Raw genomic sequence first — 24,575 nt, forward strand, 5'->3', positions numbered from 1 at the left:
TTTCGCCCGCCGACAGGCTTCGGTTGCGACCAATCGCATCCGTTTGACATCATGTTTCTCAAGTTTCTTGCGACAGACCCGCAGGGCCTGAATCGTGCGCGAAATCGACGATCGACACAGAGCTCCAGACGATTCCAACCCGGAGCCGAGTTGAACCGATTTCGAGAAACTGTCGACCACATGAAACTGACTGCCCTTGGGTTGGGCAATCAACATGCGACACGAATTTGTACCGAGGTCTAACGCAGCATAAAGCTCCGCCGGGTCGGCAAGTAGAGGCGCGGGGGTCTCGACCGCTTTCGGGAACGCGCCCGCACCAGTGGGACGCTTGGGCGTCATATCACACGCCCTCCATATCAAGTTACCCCTACCATAAGCGGATTTCTGCACATCCGGCAAGACACCTTCTGGCCCTAAGCCTTCACGATTTCGGTGCCCGCGCGTCCGGCCCCTGTGAAAATCGTGATCGCCAAGCCGCAGCCCGCGCGCGGCTCATGATCTTGATGAGAATTTTTCAGCCCCCCTGCGCCAACCAACCCTTTCGTGTCCCGGTCCTTTCTTTTATGCGTTTGGCAGAGTTTATGCTGAGTTTATAAGGCGCAAAGGGTCTCTCATGTCGGATATGACCATCATCTATTGGCGCGACATCCCCGCACAGGTCCGTGTTGGGCGCGGGCGTCGTGCGGCACGCGCGGTGTTGCCCGAGCGGTTCGAACAGGCGATCGACCGGGTGGCGATGCGCATCGGTGCGACCGATGGCGATGCGTACATGGCCGAATGGCGTGACGAGACCGTGAGTTGCGAGGGCGCGCCACAACAGGCCGCCGATGAAAAAGCCGCCGCATTGGATGCGGCCTATGATAAAGAGCGGCTCAAAGCCCTCATTGACAATGACGGGCGCGAGCCTGCCGCTAAAGGATAGACCATGACCCGCACCGTGATTGAGAGCAAAACCAAAACCGTTGTGATCGGCTTTGACGAACCGTTTTGCGTGATCGGCGAACGCATCAACCCGACGGGCCGCAAAAAACTTGCGGCGGAATTGGAGCTGGGCGATTTTTCCACCGTCGAACGCGATGCTTTGGAACAGGTCGCCTGTGGTGCCAGCATTTTGGACATCAATTCGGGTGCGGTGTTTTCCAACAAAATGGCCGAAGACCCGCGCTATGCTGACAATAATTTCGTTGAGCCGCCGCTGATGCGCGAACTCGTTGCGCGCATTCAGGCCATCGTCGATGTGCCTTTGTGCATTGACAGCTCGGTGCCGGATGCCTTGGAAGCGGGGCTTGAAGCCGCTGAGGGCCGTCCGCTGTTGAACTCGGTGACCGGCGAAGAAGAACGGATGGAGCGCGTGCTACCGCTGGTGAAAAAATACAACGTGCCGGTCGTGGCGATTGCCAATGATGACACCGGGATTTCCGAGGACCCGGATGTGCGTTTTGAGGTTGCCAAACGCATCGTCCAACGCGCCGCCGACTATGGCATTCCCGCCCATGACATCGTGGTTGATCCGCTGGTGATGCCCATCGGTGCCATGCGCACGGCGGGCCAGCAGGTGTTCACCTTGGTGCGTCGTCTGCGCGATGAGCTGGGCGTCAACACCACCTGCGGCGCATCAAACGTCTCCTTTGGTCTGCCACATCGTCACGGCATCAACGCGGCGTTCTTGCCGATGGCGATTGCGCGGGCATGACCTCCGCGATCATGAACCCGGTCCGCATTCAGGAAATGGAGGCAATTCGCGCCGCCAACCTGTTGATGAACCACGACCCCGACGGCACCAAATGGATCAGCTTTGCCCGGATTATGGATGCCGTGGCCGAAGGCGCGACCTTTGCCGAAGCGGCAACCGCCTCTGCCTCGGCAGGCTCTGGTGGTGGGCGTCGCGGCGGTGGGCGCCGTCGTCGGTAAATCGCTGTCAACCATCGAGTATTTGGATCACAGTAAAGACAGGAGTACGCGCATGGCCCGGCTGATTTGCCTGAACAAGCCCTTCGATGTGCTCTCGCAGTTCACCGACAAAGGCACCGAAGGGACAACCCGTCGCACCCTCTCGGACTTTGTTCCTGTGCCCAAAGTCTACCCCGCTGGGCGGCTTGATCGCGACAGTGAGGGGCTTTTGCTATTGACCGATGACGGAGCACTACAGGCGCGGATTTCCAACCCGCGTCACAAGATGGAAAAGACCTATCTGGCGCAGGTTGAGGGCAATCTGGACGAGGCCGCTTTGAAAGAGCTGCGCCAAGGTGTGATGCTCAAAGATGGCATGACCCGCCCTGCCCGCGCCCGCCGCGTCGATGCACCCGATTGGCTTTGGCTGCGCACCCCGCCGGTGCGCTACCGCAAATCCGTGCCAGACTCCTGGCTCGAACTGACCATATCCGAGGGCCGCAATCGCCAAGTCCGGCGGATGACGGCCCATGTCGGCTTTCCGACCCTGCGGCTCATCCGCCTTTCCATCGGACCTTGGGCCTTGGACGGTTTAGAAAGCGGCGCTTGGCGTGACGATGATCCTTTGAAAGGTTCGAAATGAGCAACTCAGATCCTCTGGTGATTTTCACCCCCTCGGGCAAACGCGGCCATGTGGCGCCGGGCACCACGGTGTTGCAAGCCGCGCGGCAATTGGGTGTCGATCTGGATTCGGTCTGTGGCGGGCGCGGGATTTGTTCGAAATGTCAGGTACAGCCGTCCTTTGGCGAACACGCGAAACATGGCATCCATGCCGACCCGGGCGCGCTGAGTGATGTCAACACCGTCGAAGAGCGCTATGACCGGGTGCGCGGGCTGAAACCCGGGCGGCGTTTGGGCTGTCAGGCCTGTATCCAAGGCGATGTGGTGTTGGATGTGCCGCCGGAAAGTCAGGTCCACAAACAGGTGGTGCGCAAGGCCGCAACCACACGCGTGATCGAAATGGACCCGGCCACCCGCGCCGTCTATGTCGAGGTCGAAGAGGCCGATATGCACGCGCCCACGGGCGATTGGGAACGGTTGAAAACGGCACTGTTTGAGCAATGGCAGGTTGATCCCGTCACCCTGCCCCAGACCTTGCCGATCCCGATGCTGATCGCGATGCAAGCCGCTCTGATCAAAGGGGGTTACAAGATCACCGTGGCGCTCAACACGGCGCGCACGGGTGTGATCAAACTGGTCGGCGTCTGGCCGGGCTTTACGGAGCCATCGCTGTACGGTCTGGCGGTCGATCTCGGGTCCACCACCATCGCCGCGCATTTGACCGATCTGACCACCGGTGAGGTCAAGGCCTCGGGCGGGGTGATGAACCCGCAAATCCGCTTTGGCGAAGACCTGATGTCGCGGGTTTCCTATGCGATGATGAATGACACGGGGGCGGCCGACATGACGGCCGCGGTGCGCGAAGCGATGAACACGCTGGCGCAGGAGTTGGCGCGTGAGGCCGGGATTGAGGTCACGGATATTTTTGAAGCGGTGTTCGTGATGAACCCGGTGATGCACCACCTGCTTTTGGGGTTGGACCCGACTCCTTTGGGGCAATCGCCCTTTGCGCTGGCGACAAATTCCGCGATGGACCTGTCTGCCGCTGAGTTGGGATTGAGCTTCGCCCCCGCAGCCCAAGTCTATATCCTGCCCTTGATCGCGGGCCATGTCGGCGCGGATGCCGCAGCCGTGGCGCTCTCGGAAGCGCCGCAAAAACGTGATCCGCTGACGTTGATTGTCGACGTGGGCACCAATGCTGAGATCATTTTAGGAAATAAAACCCGTGTCTTAGCTTGCTCTTCTCCGACGGGACCGGCCTTTGAAGGGGCACAGATTTCATCCGGCCAACGCGCCGCGCCCGGCGCCATTGAGCGGTTGGAGATTGACCCCACCACAAAAGAACCGCGCTTTAAGGTGATTGGCTGTGACCTGTGGTCCGATGATCCCGAGTTTACCACACAAACGGCGGTCACTGGCGTGTCTGGCATTTGCGGATCGGGGATCATCGAGGCGGTGGCGGAAATGCGCATGACCGGGATCGTCGATGCCAATGGTTTGATCGGATCGGCCGAGGCCACGGGCACCGCGCGCGCCCGCCCCGAAGGCCGCACCCACAGCTATTTGATCCATGACGGATCAGAAGACGGCGGCCCGGTGATTTCGGTCACTCAGGGTGACATTCGCGCCATCCAATTGGCCAAATCCGCGCTTTACGCCGGAGCGCGGCTGTTGATGGATGAATTTGGCTCGGACAAAGTGGAGCGCGTGGTTTTGGCCGGGGCCTTTGGCGCACATATTTCGCCAAAACACGCGATGGTTTTGGGCATGATCCCGGATTGCCCGTTGGAGCATGTCACAAGTGCGGGCAATGCGGCGGGCACGGGCGCACAGATCGCGCTTTTGAACGTGGCCTCACGCCGCGAGGTGGAGGCCTTGGTGCATGAGATCACCAAGATCGAAACCGCGATTGAACCACGGTTTCAGGAACATTTCGTCGCCGCCAATGCCATCCCTCACGCCACCGACCCGTTCACCGGGTTGCGTGCCGTGGTCCCCCTGCCCGAACCGTCGTTTAACAGCGGCTCAAGCGGCGGCACAGGACGACGCCGGCGGCGGTAAAAGGATAAAACTTGCGCGCGGTTTGGTGCAAATCCACTTGACCGCCGCGCGCGGTTTGACTACCTAGGCCCACACGCGCGCGGGTATGGTGAAAAGGTATCACGGCAGCTTCCCAAGCTTTAGTTACGAGTTCGATTCTCGTTACCCGCTCCAAACGTCCCATTTGATCCCCGAATTTTGCAGGAGACATCGCGTTTCGACGCAGCGTCTCTCTGGGCGATCGCCTCTGTCCACGCTAGGGATTGATTTAAAGGGGAGACGCCACATGACACATCCATTTTTAGAAACCGCCAAGGCCGCGTTGTTGCAGCGGCTTGAGAGTGAAAATTTTGAAAAATCCGTCTCGCTGCGGATCAAGGACGTGGGCAATTTGGTGATTTTTGGCCAAGGGGTCGAGGTCTCTGACGCACGCGCCGATTGCGCGATCATGGCCGATCAGGAGAGTTTTGAGAAAATTCTCGCCGGGACTTTGAACCCGATGAAAGCGGCGTTGTTTGGCAAGCTGAAGATCGCCGGAGATGCGAAAACCGCGATGAAATTTGGTGCGATGTTTGGTTAAGGTGTCACATTAAAATAACCACATAACACACAGAAAAGGCGCTACATTAGGCGCCTTTTTGCATTTATTTTTAGAGGGTTCAGGCCGTTTTGGTCTGCAAATATTGCACCAATTGTAGCGTCGAACCATCTTTGCCCGCACCATCCGCCTCGCCCGCCAAAACCGGCTGCAACGCCAGCGCCAGCTCCTTACCCAGCTCAACCCCCCATTGATCAAACGAGTTGATGCCAAGGATCACGCCCTCGACAAACACCCGATGCTCATAAAGCGCCACGATTTGCCCCAAAACGAACGGTGTGAGTTTTTCATAGGCCAGCGTGGTCGACGGACGATTGCCAGGGAAAACGCGATGGCGGGCTTGCCGTTCCAATTCCGCGCCCTCAAACCCTTTGGCGGCCATGATCGCGCGCGCCTCATCCAGCGACCGGCCACGCAACAAGGCCTCAGATTGCGCCAGACAGTTGGACACCAAGAGCTCGTGCATATGCTCCAGCCCTTTTTCATGACCAAAGCGCCCGACCAAAAATTCACAGGGCACAACCCGCGTGCCTTGGTGGATCAATTGGTAAAACGCATGTTGCCCGTTGGTGCCGGGTTCGCCCCAGACAACCGGTCCGCTGTTGAATGGCAAATCCGTGCCATCCATCGCCACGCCTTTGCCGTTTGATTCCATCTCAAGCTGTTGCAGATAGGCCGGAAGCCGCACCAAACGCTGCTCATAGGGCAAAACCGCACGGGTGGCGTAACCACAGACCTGATTGTGCCAAATCCCGACCAGCGCCAAAAGCACCGGAAGGTTGTCTTGCCACTCAGCCGTGCGGAAATGCGTGTCCATCGCTTGCGCACCGCGCAGGAATTCGGCAAATTTTTGCGGTCCAATCGCCAACATCAAGGACAGGCCAATCGGCCCCCAAACCGAATAGCGTCCGCCGACCCAATCCTCAAAACCAAAGACCAGATCCGGGTCGATGCCAAAGGCGGCTGTTTTGTCTTTGGCGGTGGAAAGGGCGGCAAAATGTTTGGAAATCCCCTCTTCGCCGACCGCTTTGACCAACCAATCGCGCGCCGCTTTGGCATTGGTCATGGTTTCGATCGTGGTGAAGGTTTTCGAGGCGACAATCACCAGCGTGGTTTGCGGGTTCAACCCCTTGAGCACGTCGTTGATATGGGCGCCATCGACATTGGACACGAAATGACAGCGCGGGCCATCCTCATAGGGTTTGAGCGCCTCATAGGCCATCACCGGACCCAGGTCCGAGCCGCCGATGCCGATATTGACCACATCCTCAAACGGCGCACCGGAATAGGCGGAGATCGACCCACGCCGCACCCGGTCGGCAAAATCATCCATCCGCGCCAGTGTGTGACGCACGCCCGCGATCACATCCTTGCCGTCAACCAAGACCTCGCCGCCATCGAGATTGCGCAAGGCTGTGTGCAAGACGGCGCGGCCTTCGGTGTCGTTGATCTTTTGACCCGAGAACATCGCTTCGCGTTTCTCTGCGACGCCTGCAACCTCCAAAAGCGCCATCAAAGCCGCAAGCGCAGAGTCATCCATATTGGTTTTGGAATAATCAAACAAAAGACCATCCGCTATGGCCGAAAACCGCGAAGCCCTGTCCTCATCCTGTTGAAAAAGCTCAAGGATGTGACGGTCTCCCGCAGTGGCATGGAGCGCTTTGAGTGCTGCAAAATCAACGGACATTTGGTCTCCTTTGGGCGGGCACCGATTTGACCGGATCGTCAAACCCTTGCGTCACCTCGCTTATACTGGATTTGTTTCAATCTTGCTAAAGGCGTCTTGAAATCGGCGCGTTCAGGCGTCTCTTTTGCGCCCAAGGCCCCCGGAATGATCAAGGCGCCCAATGAACATGCGCTTGTGGCAAAAACACCGACACGGGGGCATCCTGTGCGGGCAGATCGCGGGCGGCCTCATAGGCTTTGCGCTTGCCTTCGCCGGTGATCAGAATGTGGGTCGAAATCGCGGTTTTGAGCGCGTTCGCCGACAGGGTGATCCGGGGTTCGGCCGCACCGGGCGCGCGCATGGCCAAAAGCGTTGGCGCTTCATCCGAGAGCGCCAGGCCCAATTGATCCGCACCGGGAAACAGGCTTGCGGTGTGCATATCGTCGCCCATGCCCAAGAGCAGCACATTGATCGGCAAAATCGCCTCGATCGCGGGCATCAACCCGGCCAAACCGTCCTCAGGCGTGGGCACATCGGCATAGAGCGGGATCAGGCGTGCATGTGCCGCTTTGTTCACCAAAAGGCGACGTTTGAGCATGGCGGTGTTGGAGCGCTCAGAGCTCTCAGGCACCCAACGTTCGTCATTGAGCAACACGTCCACCCGGTCCCAGTCCAAGCTCACGTCCGAGAGCGTGTCAAACACCGGCCCCGGCGTGGAGCCGCCAGAAACGCAAAAACTCACCCGGTCCTGATGGTCCAAAGCGCTGCGCAATTCTCCGGCAATCTTATTGGCCAGATCAAGCTGCATCACCTCGCGGTCGGGGTATTCGATAAAACTCATTCCTTAATCTCCCGCCAGCGCCGCCCTTCCCGGTGAAGCATCATCGCCGCGTCCTCGGGGCCAGAGGAATAGGCGTCATAAAGTTTCGGAACGTCAGAACGCGCTTCCCAGCTTTCGATCAAAGGATCGGTCCAGGCCCAGGCGGCTTGGACCTCATCGCCGCGCATGAACAGGGTTTGGTTGCCGCGAATGACATCCATGATCAGCCGTTCATAGGCATCTGGAATGTCATCCGCCTCCTCGCCCAAGGCATCGGCAAAACTCATATCCAGCGGCACATCAATCAGGCGCATCCCGCCCGGACCCGGCTCCTTGATGGTCACTTTCAACGTCATGCCCTCATTGGGCTGCAACCGAATGGACAGCACATTGGCGTGCCGCCCGGCCTCTTCGCCAAAGATCGAATGCGGCGCGTCTTTGAACACCACGGCAATTTCCGACGCGCGGGCTTTTAGCTTTTTGCCGGTGCGCAGATAGAACGGCGTGCCCGCCCACCGCCAGTTGGAAATCATACAGCGCAGCGCGATGAAACTTTCGGTGCGCGACCGCGGATCACCGGCGTCTTCGCGGTAGGACGGTTCGGTTTCGGTGGCATCATATTGACCACGCACAATGTGATGGTGATCAATCGGCTCCAGCGCGCGAATGACTTTGAGCTTTTCGTCGCGCACCGCATCCGGGTCAAACCGCGACGGCGGCTCCATCGCGATCAGGCACAACAACTGCATCAGGTGGTTTTGCACCATGTCGCGCATCGCGCCCGATTTGTCGTAATATTCACCGCGCCCGCCCACGCCGACGGTTTCGGCCACGGTGATTTGGATGTGATCGACATATTGCGAATTCCACAGCGGCTCGAACAGGATGTTGCCGAACCGCACCGCCATCAGGTTTTGCACCGTCTCTTTGCCAAGGTAGTGGTCGATGCGGTAAATCTGTGTTTCGTCGAAATGTTTGGCGAGGTCCTGGTTCAGCTTTTTGGCACTGGCCAGATCACGCCCAAACGGTTTTTCAACCACGATACGGGCGTCTTCGTCGGCAATGCCATGGGCTTGCAGCCGCTCGGCCAGATCGCCAAACAGGCTGGGCGCGACCGAGAAATAATAGGCTTTCACCACATCCTTGCGCATCAAGTCGCGCAGATCACCCCAGCCATCCTCACCTTTGGCGTCGACCTGAACGTAATGCAGCCGCTCTAAAAACGTACCGATCAACGCGTCATCACACTCGTTCTTTTTGGAAAACTCGCGGATCGCGTCGCGCACAATCTGGCGAAACTCTGCGGTGTCATGCTCGGACCGTGCGGCGCCAATGATCCGCGCGGTTTCCGGCATCTGGCCAGAACAAAACCGGCGATACAACCCCGGTAGAATTTTTCGCCGGGCCAAATCACCCGTACCACCAAAAATCACGAGGTCGAAATCCTCGACCGGAATGACGCGAGAAGCCATATGTCTGTTCCTTTCGGCCCGCAGCATTGGGGCTTATGAGGCGTTAGCGCTAACGCGGATCATTTACCGCGATGGCACCTCAGAGTCTAGCACCGCTTTGCCCTCTCTCAAGCCTGAGTTTTTCCAAAGCGGCAATTCACATCCCTGTGCATCCGATTGTGCGCTCTTTTCACAACGGCACCGAGGCTTTAGCCTGATCAAACTCTGATCTCAAAACACAGAGCCCTTACCAGAAAGCCCGCAGAGACTTTTATGAAAGACGTGATGAAAGACATAATGAAAGACTTGGACACGCCCCAGCCCGCCACCAATCTTGGCAAATTCCAAGACCCAAAACGAACCGCCAAAGGCGACGCGCGGGCCACCGTCGCCCTTACTGATCCGCAAACCCTGTGGTTCAATACGGGTACATTGTGCAACATCACCTGCGTCAATTGCTATATCGACAGCTCGCCGACCAATGATGCGCTGGCCTATCTGACGGTTGCGGAGGTTGAGAGCTATTTGAACGAGCTCGACGGTTTGAAGTGGGGCCTGCGCGAGATTGCCTTTACCGGTGGCGAGCCGTTTATGAACCCGGATATGATTGCGATGGCGCGGGCGGCGCTTGTCCGGGGCTATGAGGTGTTGATCCTGACCAATGCCATGCAGCCGATGCAGCGCCCGCATGTCAAAACCGGGCTTGTGGCGCTCAATGACGCGTTTCCCGGCAAGCTGACGCTGCGGGTGTCGCTCGATCATTGGTCCGAGGCCAACCACGATGAGATGCGCGGCGCGGGCAGTTTTCAAAAGACCTTGGCGGGCATGGATTGGGCGCGGGATGCGGGGCTGACTTTGGCCGTGGCGGCGCGCTCGCTTTGGCATGAAACGGATCAGGACGCGCGGACCGGATTTGCGCGGCTCTTTGCGGAAAACGACTATAAGATCGACGCGTATAACCCCGGAAAGACAGTGATTTTCCCAGAAATGGATATGTCTGTCGAGGTGCCCGAAATCACCACCGCCTGTTGGGGCATTCTCAACAAATCGCCGCGCGATGTGATGTGCGCCTCAAGCCGGATGGTGGTCAAACGCAAAGGGTCCGCACCGTCAGTCGTGGCCTGCACGCTCCTGCCCTATGCACCGGAATTTGACCTGGGCGCGACATTGTCTGAGGCTGCGGGGGATGTGGCGCTCAATCACCCGCATTGTGCGAAATTCTGTGTCTTGGGTGGGGCGTCCTGTTCGGCTTAATGTCGCCTCCAAAGTCTCAGGCGTCCAATTCGCTGTCCCAATAGAGATAGTCGATCCAACTTTCATGCAAATGGTTCGGCGGGAATTTCCGCCCCATATTGCGCAGCTCCTCGGACACCGGCGGGCGCGGCGGCTTGCGCAAAGACATGCCCACCTGACGCAGGGATTTTGACCCTTTCTTCAGGTTGCATGGCGAACAGGCCGCCACCACATTTTCCCAGGATGTGATCCCACCACGCGCCCGTGGGATCACATGATCAAAGGTCAAATCGCCGCGCGAGCCGCAATATTGGCAACAAAATTCATCGCGCAAAAACAAATTAAAGCGCGTGAAGGCCACGCGCTTTTGAGGTTTGACATAATCTTTGAGGACGACAACAGAGGGGATTTTGATCCTGCAACTCGGGCTATGCACATAGTCGTCATATTCGGCGACAATATCCACCCGGTCCAAAAACACCGCCTTCACCGCCTCTTGCCATGGCCAAAGCGACAGCGGGTAATAGGACAAGGGCCGATAATCCGCGTTGAGCACCAAGGCCGAATGAGCCTTCACCGCATTCGGCTCGCGCACAAAATGTGTTCTGAAATCTCCGTCCATCCTCACGCACCAATCCCGCCTTGCGACCATTTGGGTTCAAGGACGGGACACCCCGTCCCTCATATGTCTCCACTATATATCGCGGCTTAAACCTGACAAGCCCCTGTATATATGTGGTCTGCTCCATTGCGTTTTATCGCGTGTTCGTGACGCCTCTGTGACGGAGCGCGCGCCTCTCTGGCCCACAGATTAGGCAAAAGGCCCCGAAATCACGTCGGTAAACGCCATTTTTTGGGCAAATACGTCATCATGGGTCACCACAATCATCGCACCGCGCCATTGTGACAGCCCCAATTCAAGCGTCTCAAGGGCGGCGAGATCAAGGTGATTTGTCGGCTCATCAAGTAGTAAAAGCGGCGGCACCTCCGGGCTCGCGGCCAAAAGCGCGATCCGCGCCCGCATTTTTTCGCCGCCCGACAGCTCTTGCACCGGCGCATGGGCCGCATCGCCGCGAAACCCGGCGCGGGCCAGACACGCGCGCAATTGCGCCTCGGCAACCGATGGAAAGGCCTGCTCCGCCGCCGCGATCAAAGACCCAGTGTCTTGGTCAAACCCGCCATTTTGGTCCAACATCGCACAGGGCACCAAGCGATTCACCTGTCCCGACATCGGCGCAATTTCCCCGGAAATCGCCCGCAAAAGCGTTGATTTCCCGGCCCCGTTCGGCCCAGAGACGCGCAACCGCGCCGGGCCGACCATGCTCAGATTGATCGGCCCAATGTGCTGCCCCCCAACCGCAAACACCGCATCTCCCAGCTGCAATATCTGCTTTGTGGGCGGCAGATGAACCGCGGGGAAATCCATATGCACCGGGGTTTTGACCTCGATCTTTTGGGCAATCTCAGCCCGCTCACCCTCAAGAGCCGCCTTTTTACGCGCCTCGGCCATGATCCGTCCCGAAGCACTGTTTTGCGCGCCCTCTTTCGCCTTGTCCAAGAGCATTTTCGACTGTGACCCGTCTCTGAGCTTTCGCCCTTGCCGGGCCCGGCGGTCTTGGCGCGCGGCAGACTCCCGCCGTTTTGCCTCGGTCTGTTTTTCCTGCCGTTGCATGCGCGTGGACGCCTGCTCCAATCGCGCCAAATCCGCATCCCGCGCCGCCGCAAACGCCGTCCAGCCCCCGCCAAACACCGTCACCCCGCCGTCCGGGTCCAGCGACACGATTCGATCCATCTGATCCAACAGGTGGCGATCATGGCTGGCGACACACGCGATGCCACCATGAATACGACTGTGATCCCGCAGCGCCTGCGCCACCATCGCCTGCCCGTCGCGGTCCAACGCATTGGTCGGCTCATCAAGGAGAACGATTTCCGGCGCATCGAAAAACAGCGCGGCCAAACGGGCGCGCAGCTGTTGACCGCCGGACAGCGTACCGAGCCTGCGGTTGAGCTCCACATCGGACAAGCCGAACCGATCAAGCTGCACCAAAAGCCGCTCTTCGAGTGTCCAATCTATCGCCTCGAATGCCGCCTTGGTCGCCTCGCCGCGCAACGCGCGCCACAGGTCCAAAAGCGGTTCCGTGACCCCAAAGAGATCCATCAGACGCATCGAAAGCGCGGCCTGTTGATCCAACAGCCGTACAGGATGGGAACAGGTACAGGTCCCCGTCACCAAAGGCGCGCCAACGCGGCCCGCGATGAAATTTAAAAGCGTGGATTTCCCTGATCCATTGCGCCCGACAAGCCCGGTCACACCGGGGCCAAGCGTCAGATCAAATCTCTGCCGGACAGTCGGGTGGGTGGTCGCGGACGCCTTAACGCTTGCGACGGTCCTCAACGCGGATGCGGATAGGGAGACGTTGCTCAGTCGGATGCTGAGACTTCGAGATGAGGGCATAGGCCACCATGACAGCAGTTGCACCAAAGGCGATTGCGGTGGTCATGATCAGGTCCATTTTTCAGCCCTCCTAGCTAACAATAGAAATGTAACACTCAAAGGCCCGGGGTCAAGGGGCTGGACCTATATGCAGGTCCAGCTTTGGGCGAAAAGATGAAAAGAGCGCTAATTTCCGCCGACAAAACAAGTAAATGCCGGATTTATCCCCCAATTATCCCTTGGACGGCACGTCATAGCCCAGTTTTTCACGCAAAAACGCCAAAGCCACGGAGAGCCCATCCGGCGAAATCCCATGGCCCGTGCCGCGCATGATATGGGCGTAGGTTTCAAAGCCCGCGTCCTGCAACGCCTGCCCGGCCTCAGGCAAGGCTTGCGGCGGCACCACATCATCCTCATCGCCGTGCAGCAACAAAACCGGCATTTTCACCTGCATCTCATCGCCGAGCATTTCCGGCTCCAAAAGGCGGCCAGAGAAGCCGACAACACAGGCCATCGCATCCTCGCGGCGCGGCGCGACATGCAGCGACATCATCGTGCCCTGAGAAAAGCCGACGAGCGCCAATTGATCGGCCTCGATGCCGTAATCGACCATGATATTGTCGAGATAGTCATTCAATTCATCGACCGCACGCATCATGCCGTCGCGAGATTCTTCCTCGGACGATCCATCAATCCAAGGAATCGGAAACCATTGAAATCCCATCGGATTTCCGGTGCAACGCTCGGGTGCGTCGGGCGAGAAAAACACCGTATCGGGCATATGTTCGCCCAAAGGGTCCGCCAGCCCCAAAAGGTCTTTGCCATCCGCGCCGTAGCCATGCACGAACACGACAATGGAATTCACCCGGCCCGACAGGCTGTCTTTCATATGGTTGGTCAGATTGGTCACGTCACATCCCCTGTCTCAAATCACGTCTCACCGCACGCCTTCGCGCTGTTTCTGCACCCGGTAGTAGGCCCAAAGCAGCCGCGCTGCAACCGCGCGCCATGGGGTCCAGTCTTCGGCCATCTGCCGCATGACCCGCTCTTTTGGCCGCTCCGGCAAATCGAACAAAATCTTCGCCGCCTCTTGCAGCGCCAAATCGCCCGGCGCAAAAACATCGGCATGGCCCAATGAGAACATTGCGTAAATTTCAGCGGTCCACACGCCAATGCCCGGCACATCGACCAGCGTGGCAATCACCTGATCCGTCGGCGCCTCCCGGAGCGCGCGAAAATCAATCCGTGCCTCGGCCAGCGCCTTGGCATAACGCACCTTTTGTCGTGACAAGCCACAGGCGCGCAATTCGTCCTCGCTGGCCCACATGATCTTACGCGGCCCGGTCAGCTTTGCGGTTTTGAGCCGCGCCCAGATGCCATTGGCGGCGGCGACAGAGATTTGTTGGCTGACAATCGCGGCGAAAAGCTGTTCAAACCCGTCTTTATTGCGCCGGAGCGGCAAAGGCCCGGTCAGGTGCAAGGCATGGGCAAAGCGCGGATCATACTCGGCCAGCCACGCCGCGCCTTCGGTGACATCCGCCTCGCAGGTGATGATCCTATGTGCGCCCATGTGCCGCCGCCCATTCCAACGCATCAAGCATCTGTTCGCGCCGCTCGATCCCCGCAGGCACCGCAGGGCGCGCAATCATCGCCACCGAAATCCCAAGCTGACGCGCGGCGTCCAATTTCGCGCGTCCAGACGCGCCGCCTGCATTTTTCACCACCATCCAATCGGGTTTGAGTGCGCGCAATGTCTCCAATTCCTTGCCTTCGGAAAACGGCGGGCGCCCAATGACATACTCCCCATTGGGATAGGGAAACGGTGCCTCTGGCGGGTCGATCACCCGGCAAATCAATTGCCGATCCGCCAAATGCGCCATCTGGGTCAGGCTTTGCCGGCCTGTTGCCAAAAACACCCGCGCGCCGACCGGGATGATCGTCGACAAACCCGCGTAATCCGCCACCTCATGCCAGGCATCCCCCGGACGTGAGCGCCAGCCCGGGCGTCATAGCGCAAATACGGCAGGCCGCGCCCGGCGCAAATCCGCGCGGTGCGGGCGGTGATTTGGGCGGCGAATGGATGGGTCGCGTCAATCACGGCGGTGATGCCCGTGGCGTCCAAATAGGCCTCAAACCCGGCGTCCCCGCCAAAGCCGCCGACCCGCGTCTCCACCGCCATCGCCAGAGGTGTGCGCGTGGCCCCGGCCAAAGAGGCCACGGTTTTGATCCCCGCCTCGGCCATATAGCCCGCAAGAATGCGCGCCTCGGTTGTGCCCGCCAATAAAAGGATCATTCTGCCCGTCCTATGATCTCGCCTGTGCGGTCGATCACCACGATGTCAAACGTGGTTCCACGCCCGCCGAACCGCGCCTCAACCGCCGCCAAGGCCTTTTGCGCCACAGCAACGGCAAAGTCAGCCCCTTTACGCTCATACATTTCCAATGCCGTGTTCGATTGCGCAAGTTCCGGGTCATTCATCTCTTTGGCCCAAAAGGCGAAATCCACCTGCGCGCGTTTGGAATGTAAATCCATCTCGCCCTGCGCCAGCTTGGCGATTTTGCCAATGCCGCCACCAATGGTGACACGCGGTACCGGGTGTTTGGCCAGATATTTCAACATCCCACCGGCGAAATCGCCCATGTCCAACATCGCGCCTTCGGGCAAATCATACAACCCCCGCACCACCCGCTCGGACGTCGCGCCCGTGCAACCCGCCACATGGGTCAACCCTTCGGCGCGCGCCACATCAATGCCGCGATGGATCGAGGCAATCCAAGCCGCGCAGGAAAACGGCCGCACAATGCCTGTGGTGCCCAAGACCGACAAACCGCCTTTGATGCCAAGCCGCGGGTTCCATGTTTTTTGCGCAATTTCTGCCCCACCGGGGATCGCAATCGTGATTTCAACATCGGGAGATTGGCCCAGTCGCGCGGCCATCTCCGTGACCTGATCCGTCATCATCTGGCGCGGCACCGGGTTGATTGCGGGTTCACCGGGCGGGATCGGCAGACCGGGTTTGGTCACCATGCCGACGCCCTCGCCCGCTTTGAACACCACGCCGCCACCTGACACCGACACGCGCGCGCGAATTTCCGCGCCGTGCGTGACATCCGGGTCATCGCCCGCGTCCTTGATGATACCGGCTTCGGCCCAATCCGGCCCTTCAGCGCGGTAGGAGAGCGCAAACTCCGGTCGCTCGCCTTTGGGCAAGGTGATCCGCAGTTTCTCAGGGAATCCCTCCCCCCATAGCGCCATCAACGCCGCACGCGTCGCCGCCGTCGCACAGGCCCCCGTGGTCCAGCCACGGCGCAAAGGTTTGGTCACATCCGTCATTGCCGCGACTATAAAGCGAGGCACGTCAGATTGACCACGGTGTTTTTCGCGCAAGCCACGGGTTGAAACGCTTTGTCAAACCCCCTCTCACCCGTCATAAATCCATCATGACCGAATCCATCTTGACCGACTCCACGCTGACGCTTCCCGGTGGCACATGGCCCACCCTTGAACCCGGATGGGTTTGGCTTTGCGGTGCCGGTCCCGGTGATCCGGGGCTGATGACCTTGCATGCAATTCATGCGCTCAGACAGGCGGATGCGATCGTCTATGACGCGCTGGTGTCGCCCTTGATCCTTGAGTGGGCGCGCCCTGAGGCCGAACAGATTTACGCCGGAAAACGCGGCGGCAAACCGTCGGCAAAACAGGCCGATATTTCGTTGCAACTGGTTGATTTGGCGCACGCGGGCAAACGGGTGTTGCGCCTCAAAGGCGGCGATCCTTTTGTCTTTGGCCGCGGCGGCGAAGAGGCCCAGACCCTCATCCAGCATGGCGTCAATGTGCGCATCGTGCCGGGGATTTCGGCGGGGATCGGGGGGTTGGCCTATGCCGGCATTCCTGTGACGCATCGCGACGTCAATCAATCGGTGACCTTTGTCACCGGCCATGATCAGCGCGGTGAAACCCCGGACACGCTGGATTGGGACGCTTTGAACCGTGCGTCGGGCGTGTTGGTGATCTATATGGGAATGAAACACGCGCCCACGATCCAAAAGGGTCTGTTGGACGCGGGCCGCCCAAAGGACGAACCTGTCGCCGTGGTGTCCCAAGCCACAACGCCCAATCAACAGGTGTTGGAAACCACTTTGGGCGCGATGGTCGACGACATTGCCGCCAACCACATGGAACCGCCCGCGATCATCTGTATCGGGCGCTCGGTGTTGATGCGTCAGGTGCTTGATTGGCAAGCCTTGGCCCGTGGTGAGACCCCGCGCAATCTTGATCCGCTGGGTCGTGGCAAACCCGCCGAGGACCGGTGATGACGCGCGGGCTGTTGATCGCCGCGCCCAGTTCCGGTTCTGGCAAAACCACGCTGACCCTTGGCCTTTTGCGCGCCCTCAAACGGCGCGGCGTGAATGTGCGTGGTGCGAAATCTGGCCCCGATTACATTGATCCGCGGTTTCATGAGGCCGCCTGTGGCGCACCTTGTCCGAATTTGGACGCTTGGGCGATGGGACCGGATCGGTTGCGCGCCTTGGCGGGTGGAGAAAGAGACGGTGACACCCTGATCATCGAAGGCGCAATGGGCCTGTTCGATGGGGCGCCGCCCGAGGGCAAAGGCGCATGCGCCGATCTGGCCCGGCTGTTCAACATCCCGGTGATCTTGGTGGTCGATGCGTCGCGCATGGCCGGGTCTGTCGCACCTCTCGTGGCCGGGTTCGTGGCGCATGATCCAAGCGTGCATGTGGCGGGCGTGATCCTCAACAAGGTCGGGTCCGAGCGCCATAAAACCATGCTGCTGCGCGCCTTGACCCCCTCTGGCCTCCCGGTGTTCGGCGCCCTGCCCCGATCCTCGGGCTTGACCCACCCGGATCGCCACCTTGGTCTGGTTCAGGCCGGGGAACGCCCGGATTTGGAGGCCTTTTTGAATGCCGCCGCCGATGCGGTTGAGGCGGCTTTGGATGTGGAGGCGATCCTGGAATTGGCAGCTCCGATCACAGGCGCGGAGCACAGCCCACGCATACCGCCCCCCGCCCAAAGCGTCGCGGTGGCGCAAGACCAAGCCTTTGCCTTTGCCTACCCGCATCTTTTGACCGATTGGCGTGACCAAGGCGCAGAAATTCGTTTCTTTTCGCCACTGGCCAACGAGGCCCCGCCGCCCTGCGATCTGGTGTATTTGCCCGGCGGCTACCCGGAGTTGCACGCCGGACGCCTCGCCGCCTCGCATGTGTTCCTGCAAGGCCTGCGCGAAGCGGCGGCACGGCGTCAGGTGTACGGAGAATGCGGTGGCTATATGGTTTTGGGGGACGGCTTGATCGACGCAGACGGGGTGCGGCATAAAATGGCCGGGCTTTTGGCGCTTGAGACCTCCTTTGCCGCGCGAAAATTGCATTTGGGCTATCGTCACGCGGTGGCCGCATCCGGGCCGTTCCCGGGGGGGTGGACCGCGCATGAATTTCACTACGCCAGCACGATCAAAGCCACGGGTCAGCCGCTTTTTGAAGTGCGGGACGCCGAAAACACCGATCTTGGGCCACAAGGTTTAATCAACGGTTCGGTGGCCGGGTCCTTCTTGCATCTGATTGATCGCGCCTGATCGGTGACGCCTGAACCAAGCCCACGCAGGGCTTAGGCAAAAATCGCAAAGCGACCCCTTGAAAGACGCGGCTTTCCAACCGGGCCTGCGCCCGTTACACCCGGTCCGACATATTCACAGATCCGCAAGAGTTCCCCATGCCCGAGCACGCCATGCCAGAACACGTCATGACCTCCGATCCCGCCCGCGCCCGTCGCAACGTGTACATCCTTGTGATGGCACAGGCGTTTTTGGGCGCGCAGATGTCGATGATCTTCATCATTGGCGGGCTGGCCGGGCAATCTTTGGCCAAAAACCTGTGCTTTGCCACTTTACCGATCTCCGCGATTGTCTTGGGTTCGATGTTGGCGGCGACGCCTTTGTCAGCGGCCATGCAGCGCTATGGCCGCCGTGCGGGGTTTTGGATCGGCACCGGTTCCGGCGCGATTGGCGCCTCCATTGGCGCCGTGGCGCTGTTGCAGCAAAACTTTTGGCTGTTTGTGGTTGGCGGCCTGTTCACCGGGGTCTATCAATCGTCCCAAGGCTTTTTTCGCTTTGCCGCCACCGACACCGCCGATGACGCGTTCAAACCGAAAGCCATTTCCTATGTGCTCGCCGGCGGATTGGCCTCGGCCCTCATTGGCCCGCAATTGGTCAAACTCACCTCTCAGGCGATGGTCGTGCCCTTCCTTGGCACCTATCTGGCGGTGATCGCGATCAACGTCATCGGCTCCGTCTTGTTCCTGTTCCTGCGCATCCCGAAACCGCCCGTCTCCACCCATGGTCATGTCGTTGGCCGCTCCCGGCGCGAACTGTTGCGCGAACCTCGGGTCTTGGTGGCGATCATCGTCGCCATGGTGTCCTACGCCCTGATGAACCTGGTGATGACCTCCACACCTCTGGCCGTGGTCGGCTGTGGCTTTGAACAAAACACCGCCGCCGATATTGTCTCTGCCCATGTTGTGGCGATGTTCTTGCCATCGTTTTTCACCGGGTTTCTGATCTCGAAATTCGGCGTCGAACGGATCATGGCCACCGGGCTTGTGATCCTCGGAGCCGCCGGAATTGTCGGCATGATGGGCGTCGATATCGAGAATTTCTTTGTCGCTTTGGTGCTTTTGGGGATCGGTTGGAACTTTGGCTTCATCGGTGCCACGGCGATGCTGTCCTCGTCGCATGAGCCTCTGAACGTGGCCGGATTCAGGGCCTCAACGACCTTTTGGTCTTTGGCGGCGTGACCATGGCCTCCTTGGCCTCAGGTGGGTTGATGAACTGTTCCGGCGGCTCGGCGCAGGACGGCTGGACCGCCGTCAACCTTGCGATGATCCCGCTGCTGACCTTGGCGGGTGGGGCGTTGATTTGGCTCTGGATGCAACCGAAATCCAAGTGAGGCTTGGACTTTAAACCCCGGCCTCGGCGCGCAGACGATCGCGGTGCCGGGCCAACCACAGCGCCGACAGATAGAGCGGACCCACGTCCAATTGACCCGCATCGCACATCTGCATCAACCGATCAAAGCTGATCAGGGTGGAGGCAATGTCTTCATGTTCGCTCTCAAGCCCACCGACTCCGGTCACATCATCGGGCAGATCGGCAATGCCGATATAGGACAGCACATATTCGGTCATCGCGCCGCTTGAGGGGTAATATTCGGCGACTTTATGCAGCGCCTTGACGGTGATGCTGGCCTCTTCCTCGGCCTCGCGCCGGGCGGTGTTTTCCGCTGTCTCTCCCGCATCCACCCGCCCCGCAATGGGTTCCAACATCCATGGCCGCGCATCGCCGCGCGCATAGGGACCAAAACGGAATTGCTCGATCACCAAAACCCGGTCTCGTAGCGGATCATAGGGCAAAACCGTCACCGCATCCGCCATCAAAAACGCCGCACGACGCATTTCGCCGGAGGTACCCCCGTCAAACCGTGTGTGGGTCAGATGGGTTTCATCCACGGCAAAAAAGGAGGTGTAAGGGATCTGGCGGTTGGTTTCGGTGACATCATGGCGCGTCATGTCGCAGCGATCACTGGCACGGGGTCGTGTGCCACGGCGGGCCCTTAAGCGCGCCCAAGCCCGGATCAGGATCATCATACGCAGCGCGCGCAGCTCACCCGCCGGTTTTTGCCCGATATACAGCACCACCTCCTCGGCGGCTGCGCGCAAAAATGCCTCGGTGAGATAGGTCTCCTCGCCATGGATCACCTCATACAGATAGGTGATTTGCTCTGGGCTGTAGCGATCTGAAAGGGCGTTATACTGCGGCGGCATCGGGTCCATGAGGGGATCGGTCACGCCCATTTTCGCACCGCCTTTTCCGTGATCCAACCGCCAAAAAAACCGCCAACAATGAGAATGGTCAACACATCCGGTTTGATCAGATAGAGCCCATATTCGCCCATCAAGCCGACCATTGACACCAGCGCATCCCCCGGACCGTGATAGCGATGCGACATCGAGCGGTGTATCATGGTTTCAAAAGCGAAATAGAACACGCTCCAAAACGCCAGGATGATCGACGAGGACAGACCATAGCCATAGGCCGCGCGCATCGTGTCGCCCGCCCGTTTGCCCATAAATATCCAGCCGGTCAAAAGCCCAAATCCGCCACTGATATAGGACATGAATCCCACCTGTGTGCCATCGGGGAGATGGTTTTTGACCAATTCCGCCGCGAACCATGCCAAAAGGGCAAACCAGATCGAAGAAACAAGTTTTGCGGCTGTGGGCATAGGCACCTGCTTTGGAATTGTGAGCGCAAGGAGGTCACGAGGGCTTGGTCATCGTAATCTGCGTTACGTCGCAATTTCCACTGTGAAAGGTCGCAGCGCAAGAGGCGAGATAAAAATTCCACATCCGACGGAACCGATCATCAAACCCCAGCGCTTCGATCTGATCCCATTTGGCGTTAAACACCTCATGCCAGCGCCGCAATGTGACGCTGTAGCTTTCGCCAAATTCCTTGGATTTCACAAACTCAAGCCCGGATTTGGCGATCTGTTGGCGCAGCACCGTGGGACTGGGCAACATGCCGCCCGGAAAGATGTATTTTTGAATGAAATCAACGGAAGAACGGTAAACCTCAAACCGACGATCTTGCAGCGTGATGATTTGCAGCGTCGCATTGCCCCCCGGTTTCAAACAGTCGCGCAGGGTGCCAAAATAGGTTGGCCAGTATTTTTCGCCCACCGCCTCGAACATCTCGATCGAGGCAATGCCGTCATATTGGGCGCGCTCGTCACGATAATCCTGAAGTTTGAGTTGCACGCGATCCGACAGGCCCGCTTTTTTGATCCGTTCGGCGGCAAATTTAAACTGCTCCTCAGAAATCGTCAGCCCGGTGACTTTGAGCCCCCGTTGACCCGCCGCATATTCGGCAAACCCACCCCAACCACAGCCAATCTCCAACACATGATCGCCCGGTTTCACGCCCATTTCATCGACCATAGAGGCGTATTTCGCGATCTGCGCGGCTTCCAAACTCTGTTGCCCCTCCTCAAACAAAGCCGAGGAATAGGTCATCGTCTCATCAAGCCAAAGCCCATAAAAATCATTTCCCAGATCATAGTGATAAGAGATATTTTTCTTGGCCTGACGTTTGGAATTGGTGTTCAACCAATGGCGCATCCGCTCATAGGCACGCACAAAGGCCATGCCCGGAAACCCGTCGTAAAGATCATCATTGTCGGCATGAAGCAGGTCCATGAACGCCATCAAATCCGGTGTGCTCCAGCCCTGATCAAGGTAATCCTCGCAAAACCCAAGATCGCCTTCGCGGATGAGCCGGGCAAAGACATCGTCCGAGTGGACATGAATCTCGGCCACAGGTCCCGTCGAGCGCCCTTCGGCGCGAAACACCCGCCCATCCGGCATCACAAAATCCAACCGCCCGCGCGACATATTGGTCGCAACATCAAACACTTGAGTGAAATATCGCGGCAGGTTGCCCTGCCCCTCTGTTGAGGTAAACACCTCTTTGGCCTGTGCCGGCCGGGTGGTGTGATCAAGCATCTTGGCCTCCGTTTATCCCTGTAGCGTCGTCTTGTGGTTCATCTTGGAGTGTGGATGTGGCGGCATATTCCGCCCCGTTTTACCCCCAAATATAGCATAAATTCGCGTTTCGTCACGGTTTGAGCCGCGCATAGGCCGCAAGGGCCCGCACGCGCCCCTCTTTCAACCCAATGATCGGCTCCGGGTATCGATCCTGATGAGACAGGCCCCAACTTTTGGGCACCGCCGCGAAATAGGACAAAGCTGTCTCGCTCGGCTCCGCCTCTCCCTCGGCAATCCACGCCCGCAGATAGGCCCCATCGGCATCAAATTTCTCGGCCTGACCATCGGGGTTAAACACCCGAAAATAAGGCGCGGCATCGGGGCCACATCCGGCCACCCATTGCCATCCCATCGCATTGGCCGCCGGATCCCAATCAATCAAACAATCCTCAAACCACGCCCGGCCAATCCGCCAATCAGTCAGCAAATGTTTGGTCAAAAACGACGCCACAATCATCCGCGCCCGGTTGTGCATCACCCCGGTGACATACATCTCGCGCATCGCGGCATCGACAAACCGCACCCCGGTGCGCCCGCGCCGCCACGCCTCGGCGTCGTCATTCTCGCCGCGCCAGTCAAACTCATCCCAGCCCTCGCGGTGATTGCGATGGGCCAAATCCGGTTCGCGATACAACAGATGATAGGCAAACTCGCGCCAGACGAGTTCTTTCAGGAAATGCTCGGCACCTGCCGCCCCTGCCTCCATCGCATGCCATCCTGCGTGCCATATGCGTCGCGGTGATATTTCGCCGTAGGTCAGGTTCTCCGACAGGCCCGAACACACCGGCTCCGCAGGGAAATCGCGCTTGGCCTTATAGGCCTCGACATGGCGCTCGATAAACGCATCAAGCCGTGCCAAAGCCGCTGCTTCGCCAATGTGACAATGGGGCAAAACCACCGCCGCCCCGCGCTGCATCTTGCCCCCCATTTGCCAATCGACCAGCGCCTCACTCTTGGGCCAATCCTGTGGCCAAATCACATCCGGCGCAGGCAAAAGATCCGCCACGCTGCGCGCGCGCACCGTGTTCCAAAACGGCGTGTAGACCTTGTAATAGCCGCCGGTTTTGGTCTCCACCGTCCAGGGCTCAAAACACAGATGACCGTTTGAGGATTGCGCCTGAATCCCCGCAGTTTTCAGTGCCGATTTGACGGCCGTGTCGCGTGCAATCGCCGCTTTGTCATACAGACGATTCCAATACACGCCCTCGGCCCCAAGCTCGTCGGCCAGCTGCAATAGCACCTCAGAGGCCGCACCAGAGCGCAGGACAACCCGCCCGCCCAAGGCCTCAATCCGCGCAATCAGATGCGCCAACCCAAGCCCCATCCGCCATTTCGGCGCCGCACCCAAATCCGCGACTGTGTCATCGAAAATAAACACAGGCACAACCGCGCCCAAAGCAGCCGCCGCGACCAAAGCCGGGTTGTCTGAAAGGCGAAAGTCTCGCCGGATCCACCAAATTGACGTCATTTTCTCTCCGCGTTCCAAATGGTTACGCGTGCGCCTTGGCCGTGGATCACTCTGGCAGGAAATATTTTGACCAAGGCCCTTACCATGGTCCAAATACTCAGATCACGCCGCCGCCTCGTCGCGGTCTTCGGCCTGTGCCGCCCACATCGCCGCGTATTTGCCATGGGCGTTCAACAGCCCCTCATGGGTGCCGCGCTCGACCACCTGCCCCTGTTCCAGAACCACGATTTCATCGGCATCGGCCACGGTGGAGAGCCGGTGCGCAATGGTGATCACGGTGCGGCCTTCGCCAGCGGCCTTGAGCGCGTCCAAAATATCGCGCTCGGTCTGGGTGTCGAGCGCCGAGGTCGCCTCATCGAGCAACAGGATCGGCGGGTCTTTGAGCAGCGTGCGGGCAATTCCCACCCGCTGTTTTTCCCCGCCCGACAGTTTCAACCCGCGCTCGCCCACCTGGGTCTCGTAGCCGTCTGGCAGGCCGATGATGAAATCGTGAATCCGGGCCTTTTGCGCGGCTTTGACAATCTCCTCATAGCTCGCCCCATCACGCCCATAGCCAATGTTATAGCGGATCGTGTCGTTGAACAGCACCGTGTCCTGCGGCACCACGCCGATGGCGGCGTGCAGGCTGTTTTGCGTCACATCGCGAATGTCCTGACCGTCGATCTGCAACGATCCGCCGGTGACCTCGTAAAACCGAAACAGCAACCGGCCGATGGTGGATTTGCCCGACCCGGAC

22 protein-coding genes, 1 tRNA gene and 3 pseudogenes are annotated in these 24,575 nt (G+C 59.2%); 10 read left to right on the forward strand and 16 right to left on the reverse strand.

Features of this window, described 5'->3' with window-relative positions; genetic code table 11:
* Nucleotides 1–339 (reverse strand): Ppx/GppA phosphatase family protein (locus C8029_RS10515; protein ID WP_502707593.1); only part of this gene is annotated, 339 nt, incomplete at its 3' end.
* A 274-nt stretch (nt 340–613) separates the two neighbouring features.
* Here C8029_RS10515 and C8029_RS10520 point away from each other — a divergent pair.
* From C8029_RS10520 to C8029_RS10545, 6 genes and pseudogenes are all read left to right on the forward strand, one after another.
* Nucleotides 614–922, forward strand: coding sequence for a virulence factor (locus C8029_RS10520; protein WP_009571144.1), 309 nt, complete (start codon nt 614–616; stop codon nt 920–922).
* A 3-nt stretch (nt 923–925) separates the two neighbouring features.
* Nucleotides 926–1,911 (forward strand): annotated as a pseudogene (locus C8029_RS10525) (methyltetrahydrofolate cobalamin methyltransferase).
* A gap of 52 nt (nt 1,912–1,963) precedes the next feature.
* Nucleotides 1,964–2,533: a pseudouridine synthase gene (locus C8029_RS10530; protein WP_009571146.1), complete on the forward strand. Its 570-nt coding sequence runs from the start codon at nt 1,964–1,966 to the stop codon at nt 2,531–2,533.
* Complete coding sequence (locus tag C8029_RS10535; protein WP_152002873.1) at nt 2,530–4,572, forward strand: ASKHA domain-containing protein; 2,043 nt, start codon at nt 2,530–2,532, stop codon at nt 4,570–4,572. Before C8029_RS10530 ends, C8029_RS10535 begins: the two co-directional genes overlap by 4 nt.
* 79 nt (nt 4,573–4,651) lie before the next feature.
* Nucleotides 4,652–4,725 (forward strand) — tRNA-Gly (locus C8029_RS10540).
* A gap of 112 nt (nt 4,726–4,837) precedes the next feature.
* The gene (locus tag C8029_RS10545) at nt 4,838–5,131 is read left to right on the forward strand and encodes an SCP2 sterol-binding domain-containing protein (protein WP_009571148.1); all 294 of its coding nucleotides are present in this window, start codon (nt 4,838–4,840) and stop codon (nt 5,129–5,131) included.
* 79 nt (nt 5,132–5,210) lie between these two features.
* On the opposite strand, the gene pgi is transcribed toward C8029_RS10545, so the two are convergent.
* From pgi to zwf, 3 genes are all read right to left on the reverse strand, one after another.
* Nucleotides 5,211–6,836 carry a glucose-6-phosphate isomerase gene (gene pgi / locus C8029_RS10550; protein ID WP_009571149.1) on the reverse strand — a complete coding sequence of 542 codons (1,626 nt, stop codon included), beginning with the start codon at nt 6,834–6,836 and terminating at the stop codon, nt 5,211–5,213.
* Between the two features lie 148 nt (nt 6,837–6,984).
* Entirely contained in the window at nt 6,985–7,656 is a 672-nt protein-coding gene (gene pgl, locus C8029_RS10555) for a 6-phosphogluconolactonase (protein ID WP_009571150.1), read from the reverse strand.
* Nucleotides 7,653–9,107: a glucose-6-phosphate dehydrogenase gene (zwf, locus tag C8029_RS10560; protein WP_009571151.1), complete on the reverse strand. Its 1,455-nt coding sequence runs from the start codon at nt 9,105–9,107 to the stop codon at nt 7,653–7,655. The genes pgl and zwf overlap by 4 nt, the downstream gene beginning before the upstream one ends.
* Before the next feature lie 276 nt (nt 9,108–9,383).
* On the opposite strand from zwf, the gene C8029_RS10565 reads away from it, so the two are divergent.
* Nucleotides 9,384–10,340 (forward strand): radical SAM protein, encoded by a 957-nt coding sequence (locus C8029_RS10565; RefSeq protein WP_152002879.1) that lies wholly within the window; start codon nt 9,384–9,386, stop codon nt 10,338–10,340.
* A gap of 16 nt (nt 10,341–10,356) precedes the next feature.
* Here C8029_RS10565 and C8029_RS10570 read toward each other — a convergent pair whose 3' ends face one another.
* The 7 genes and pseudogenes from C8029_RS10570 to C8029_RS10595 form a co-directional block, all read right to left on the reverse strand.
* Complete coding sequence (locus C8029_RS10570; protein ID WP_009571153.1) at nt 10,357–10,941, reverse strand: HNH endonuclease; 585 nt, start codon at nt 10,939–10,941, stop codon at nt 10,357–10,359.
* 189 nt (nt 10,942–11,130) lie between these two features.
* Nucleotides 11,131–12,717: an ATP-binding cassette domain-containing protein gene (locus C8029_RS10575; protein ID WP_193217639.1), complete on the reverse strand. Its 1,587-nt coding sequence runs from the start codon at nt 12,715–12,717 to the stop codon at nt 11,131–11,133.
* Nucleotides 12,695–12,835 carry a hypothetical protein gene (locus tag C8029_RS22035; RefSeq protein WP_193217640.1) on the reverse strand — a complete coding sequence of 47 codons (141 nt, stop codon included), beginning with the start codon at nt 12,833–12,835 and terminating at the stop codon, nt 12,695–12,697. Before C8029_RS22035 ends, C8029_RS10575 begins: the two co-directional genes overlap by 23 nt.
* A 153-nt stretch (nt 12,836–12,988) precedes the next feature.
* Nucleotides 12,989–13,645, reverse strand: coding sequence for an alpha/beta hydrolase (locus tag C8029_RS10580; protein ID WP_152002880.1), 657 nt, complete (start codon nt 13,643–13,645; stop codon nt 12,989–12,991).
* 48 nt (nt 13,646–13,693) lie between these two features.
* Complete coding sequence (locus C8029_RS10585) at nt 13,694–14,326, reverse strand: DNA-3-methyladenine glycosylase family protein (RefSeq protein WP_152002875.1); 633 nt, start codon at nt 14,324–14,326, stop codon at nt 13,694–13,696.
* Nucleotides 14,313–15,049: pseudogene (locus tag C8029_RS10590) on the reverse strand (cobalt-precorrin-6A reductase). Before C8029_RS10590 ends, C8029_RS10585 begins: the two are co-directional and overlap by 14 nt.
* On the reverse strand, nt 15,046–16,089 hold the full coding sequence (locus C8029_RS10595; RefSeq protein WP_009571158.1) for a cobalt-precorrin-5B (C(1))-methyltransferase: 1,044 nt from the start codon (nt 16,087–16,089) through the stop codon (nt 15,046–15,048). Before C8029_RS10595 ends, C8029_RS10590 begins: the two are co-directional and overlap by 4 nt.
* A gap of 107 nt (nt 16,090–16,196) precedes the next feature.
* Between C8029_RS10595 and cobA the strand changes: the two genes are divergently transcribed.
* The 3 genes and pseudogenes from cobA (at nt 16,197) to C8029_RS10610 (ending at nt 19,715) form a co-directional block, all read left to right on the forward strand.
* On the forward strand, nt 16,197–17,069 hold the full coding sequence (cobA, locus tag C8029_RS10600) for a uroporphyrinogen-III C-methyltransferase (protein ID WP_040402019.1): 873 nt from the start codon (nt 16,197–16,199) through the stop codon (nt 17,067–17,069).
* Nucleotides 17,069–18,346 carry a cobyrinic acid a,c-diamide synthase CobB gene (locus tag C8029_RS10605; protein ID WP_152002876.1) on the forward strand — a complete coding sequence of 426 codons (1,278 nt, stop codon included), beginning with the start codon at nt 17,069–17,071 and terminating at the stop codon, nt 18,344–18,346. The genes cobA and C8029_RS10605 overlap by 1 nt, the downstream gene beginning before the upstream one ends.
* Nucleotides 18,347–18,483: 137 nt before the next feature.
* A pseudogene (locus tag C8029_RS10610) lies at nt 18,484–19,715 on the forward strand (MFS transporter).
* 10 nt (nt 19,716–19,725) lie between these two features.
* On the opposite strand, the gene C8029_RS10615 reads toward C8029_RS10610, so the two are convergent.
* The 5 genes from C8029_RS10615 to C8029_RS10635 form a co-directional block, all read right to left on the reverse strand.
* Complete coding sequence (locus tag C8029_RS10615; RefSeq protein ID WP_157789790.1) at nt 19,726–20,613, reverse strand: NUDIX domain-containing protein; 888 nt, start codon at nt 20,611–20,613, stop codon at nt 19,726–19,728.
* Entirely contained in the window at nt 20,610–21,050 is a 441-nt protein-coding gene (locus tag C8029_RS10620; protein ID WP_009571168.1) for a TrgA family protein, read from the reverse strand. The genes C8029_RS10615 and C8029_RS10620 overlap by 4 nt, the downstream gene beginning before the upstream one ends.
* Nucleotides 21,051–21,084: 34 nt before the next feature.
* Nucleotides 21,085–22,329, reverse strand: coding sequence for an SAM-dependent methyltransferase (locus tag C8029_RS10625; protein ID WP_009571169.1), 1,245 nt, complete (start codon nt 22,327–22,329; stop codon nt 21,085–21,087).
* 112 nt (nt 22,330–22,441) lie between these two features.
* Complete coding sequence (locus C8029_RS10630; protein WP_152002877.1) at nt 22,442–23,839, reverse strand: cryptochrome/photolyase family protein; 1,398 nt, start codon at nt 23,837–23,839, stop codon at nt 22,442–22,444.
* A 102-nt stretch (nt 23,840–23,941) separates the two neighbouring features.
* Nucleotides 23,942–24,575 (reverse strand): ATP-binding cassette domain-containing protein (locus C8029_RS10635; RefSeq protein ID WP_152002878.1); only part of this gene is annotated, 634 nt, incomplete at its 5' end.

Origin of the sequence: Roseobacter sp. TSBP12, assembly GCF_009129705.1 — a bacterium.
GTDB lineage: Bacteria > Pseudomonadota > Alphaproteobacteria > Rhodobacterales > Rhodobacteraceae > Celeribacter > Celeribacter baekdonensis_A.

What these genes read in the sequence shown, in the direction of transcription:
- C8029_RS10520 (WP_009571144.1), top strand. Translation starts at nt 614, where the DNA reads ATGTCGGATATGACCATCATCTATTGGCGCGACATCCCCGCACAGGTC.
- C8029_RS10530 (WP_009571146.1), top strand. Translation starts at nt 1,964, where the DNA reads ATGGCCCGGCTGATTTGCCTGAACAAGCCCTTCGATGTGCTCTCGCAG.
- C8029_RS10535 (WP_152002873.1), top strand. Translation starts at nt 2,530, where the DNA reads ATGAGCAACTCAGATCCTCTGGTGATTTTCACCCCCTCGGGCAAACGC.
- C8029_RS10545 (WP_009571148.1), top strand. Translation starts at nt 4,838, where the DNA reads ATGACACATCCATTTTTAGAAACCGCCAAGGCCGCGTTGTTGCAGCGG.
- pgi (WP_009571149.1), bottom strand. Translation starts at nt 6,836, where the DNA reads ATGTCCGTTGATTTTGCAGCACTCAAAGCGCTCCATGCCACTGCGGGA.
- pgl (WP_009571150.1), bottom strand. Translation starts at nt 7,656, where the DNA reads ATGAGTTTTATCGAATACCCCGACCGCGAGGTGATGCAGCTTGATCTG.
- zwf (WP_009571151.1), bottom strand. Translation starts at nt 9,107, where the DNA reads ATGGCTTCTCGCGTCATTCCGGTCGAGGATTTCGACCTCGTGATTTTT.
- C8029_RS10565 (WP_152002879.1), top strand. Translation starts at nt 9,384, where the DNA reads ATGAAAGACTTGGACACGCCCCAGCCCGCCACCAATCTTGGCAAATTC.
- C8029_RS10570 (WP_009571153.1), bottom strand. Translation starts at nt 10,941, where the DNA reads ATGGACGGAGATTTCAGAACACATTTTGTGCGCGAGCCGAATGCGGTG.
- C8029_RS22035 (WP_193217640.1), bottom strand. Translation starts at nt 12,835, where the DNA reads ATGGACCTGATCATGACCACCGCAATCGCCTTTGGTGCAACTGCTGTC.
- C8029_RS10580 (WP_152002880.1), bottom strand. Translation starts at nt 13,645, where the DNA reads ATGAAAGACAGCCTGTCGGGCCGGGTGAATTCCATTGTCGTGTTCGTG.
- C8029_RS10585 (WP_152002875.1), bottom strand. Translation starts at nt 14,326, where the DNA reads ATGGGCGCACATAGGATCATCACCTGCGAGGCGGATGTCACCGAAGGC.
- C8029_RS10595 (WP_009571158.1), bottom strand. Translation starts at nt 16,089, where the DNA reads ATGACGGATGTGACCAAACCTTTGCGCCGTGGCTGGACCACGGGGGCC.
- cobA (WP_040402019.1), top strand. Translation starts at nt 16,197, where the DNA reads ATGACCGAATCCATCTTGACCGACTCCACGCTGACGCTTCCCGGTGGC.
- C8029_RS10605 (WP_152002876.1), top strand. Translation starts at nt 17,069, where the DNA reads ATGACGCGCGGGCTGTTGATCGCCGCGCCCAGTTCCGGTTCTGGCAAA.
- C8029_RS10620 (WP_009571168.1), bottom strand. Translation starts at nt 21,050, where the DNA reads ATGCCCACAGCCGCAAAACTTGTTTCTTCGATCTGGTTTGCCCTTTTG.
- C8029_RS10625 (WP_009571169.1), bottom strand. Translation starts at nt 22,329, where the DNA reads ATGCTTGATCACACCACCCGGCCGGCACAGGCCAAAGAGGTGTTTACC.
- C8029_RS10630 (WP_152002877.1), bottom strand. Translation starts at nt 23,839, where the DNA reads ATGACGTCAATTTGGTGGATCCGGCGAGACTTTCGCCTTTCAGACAAC.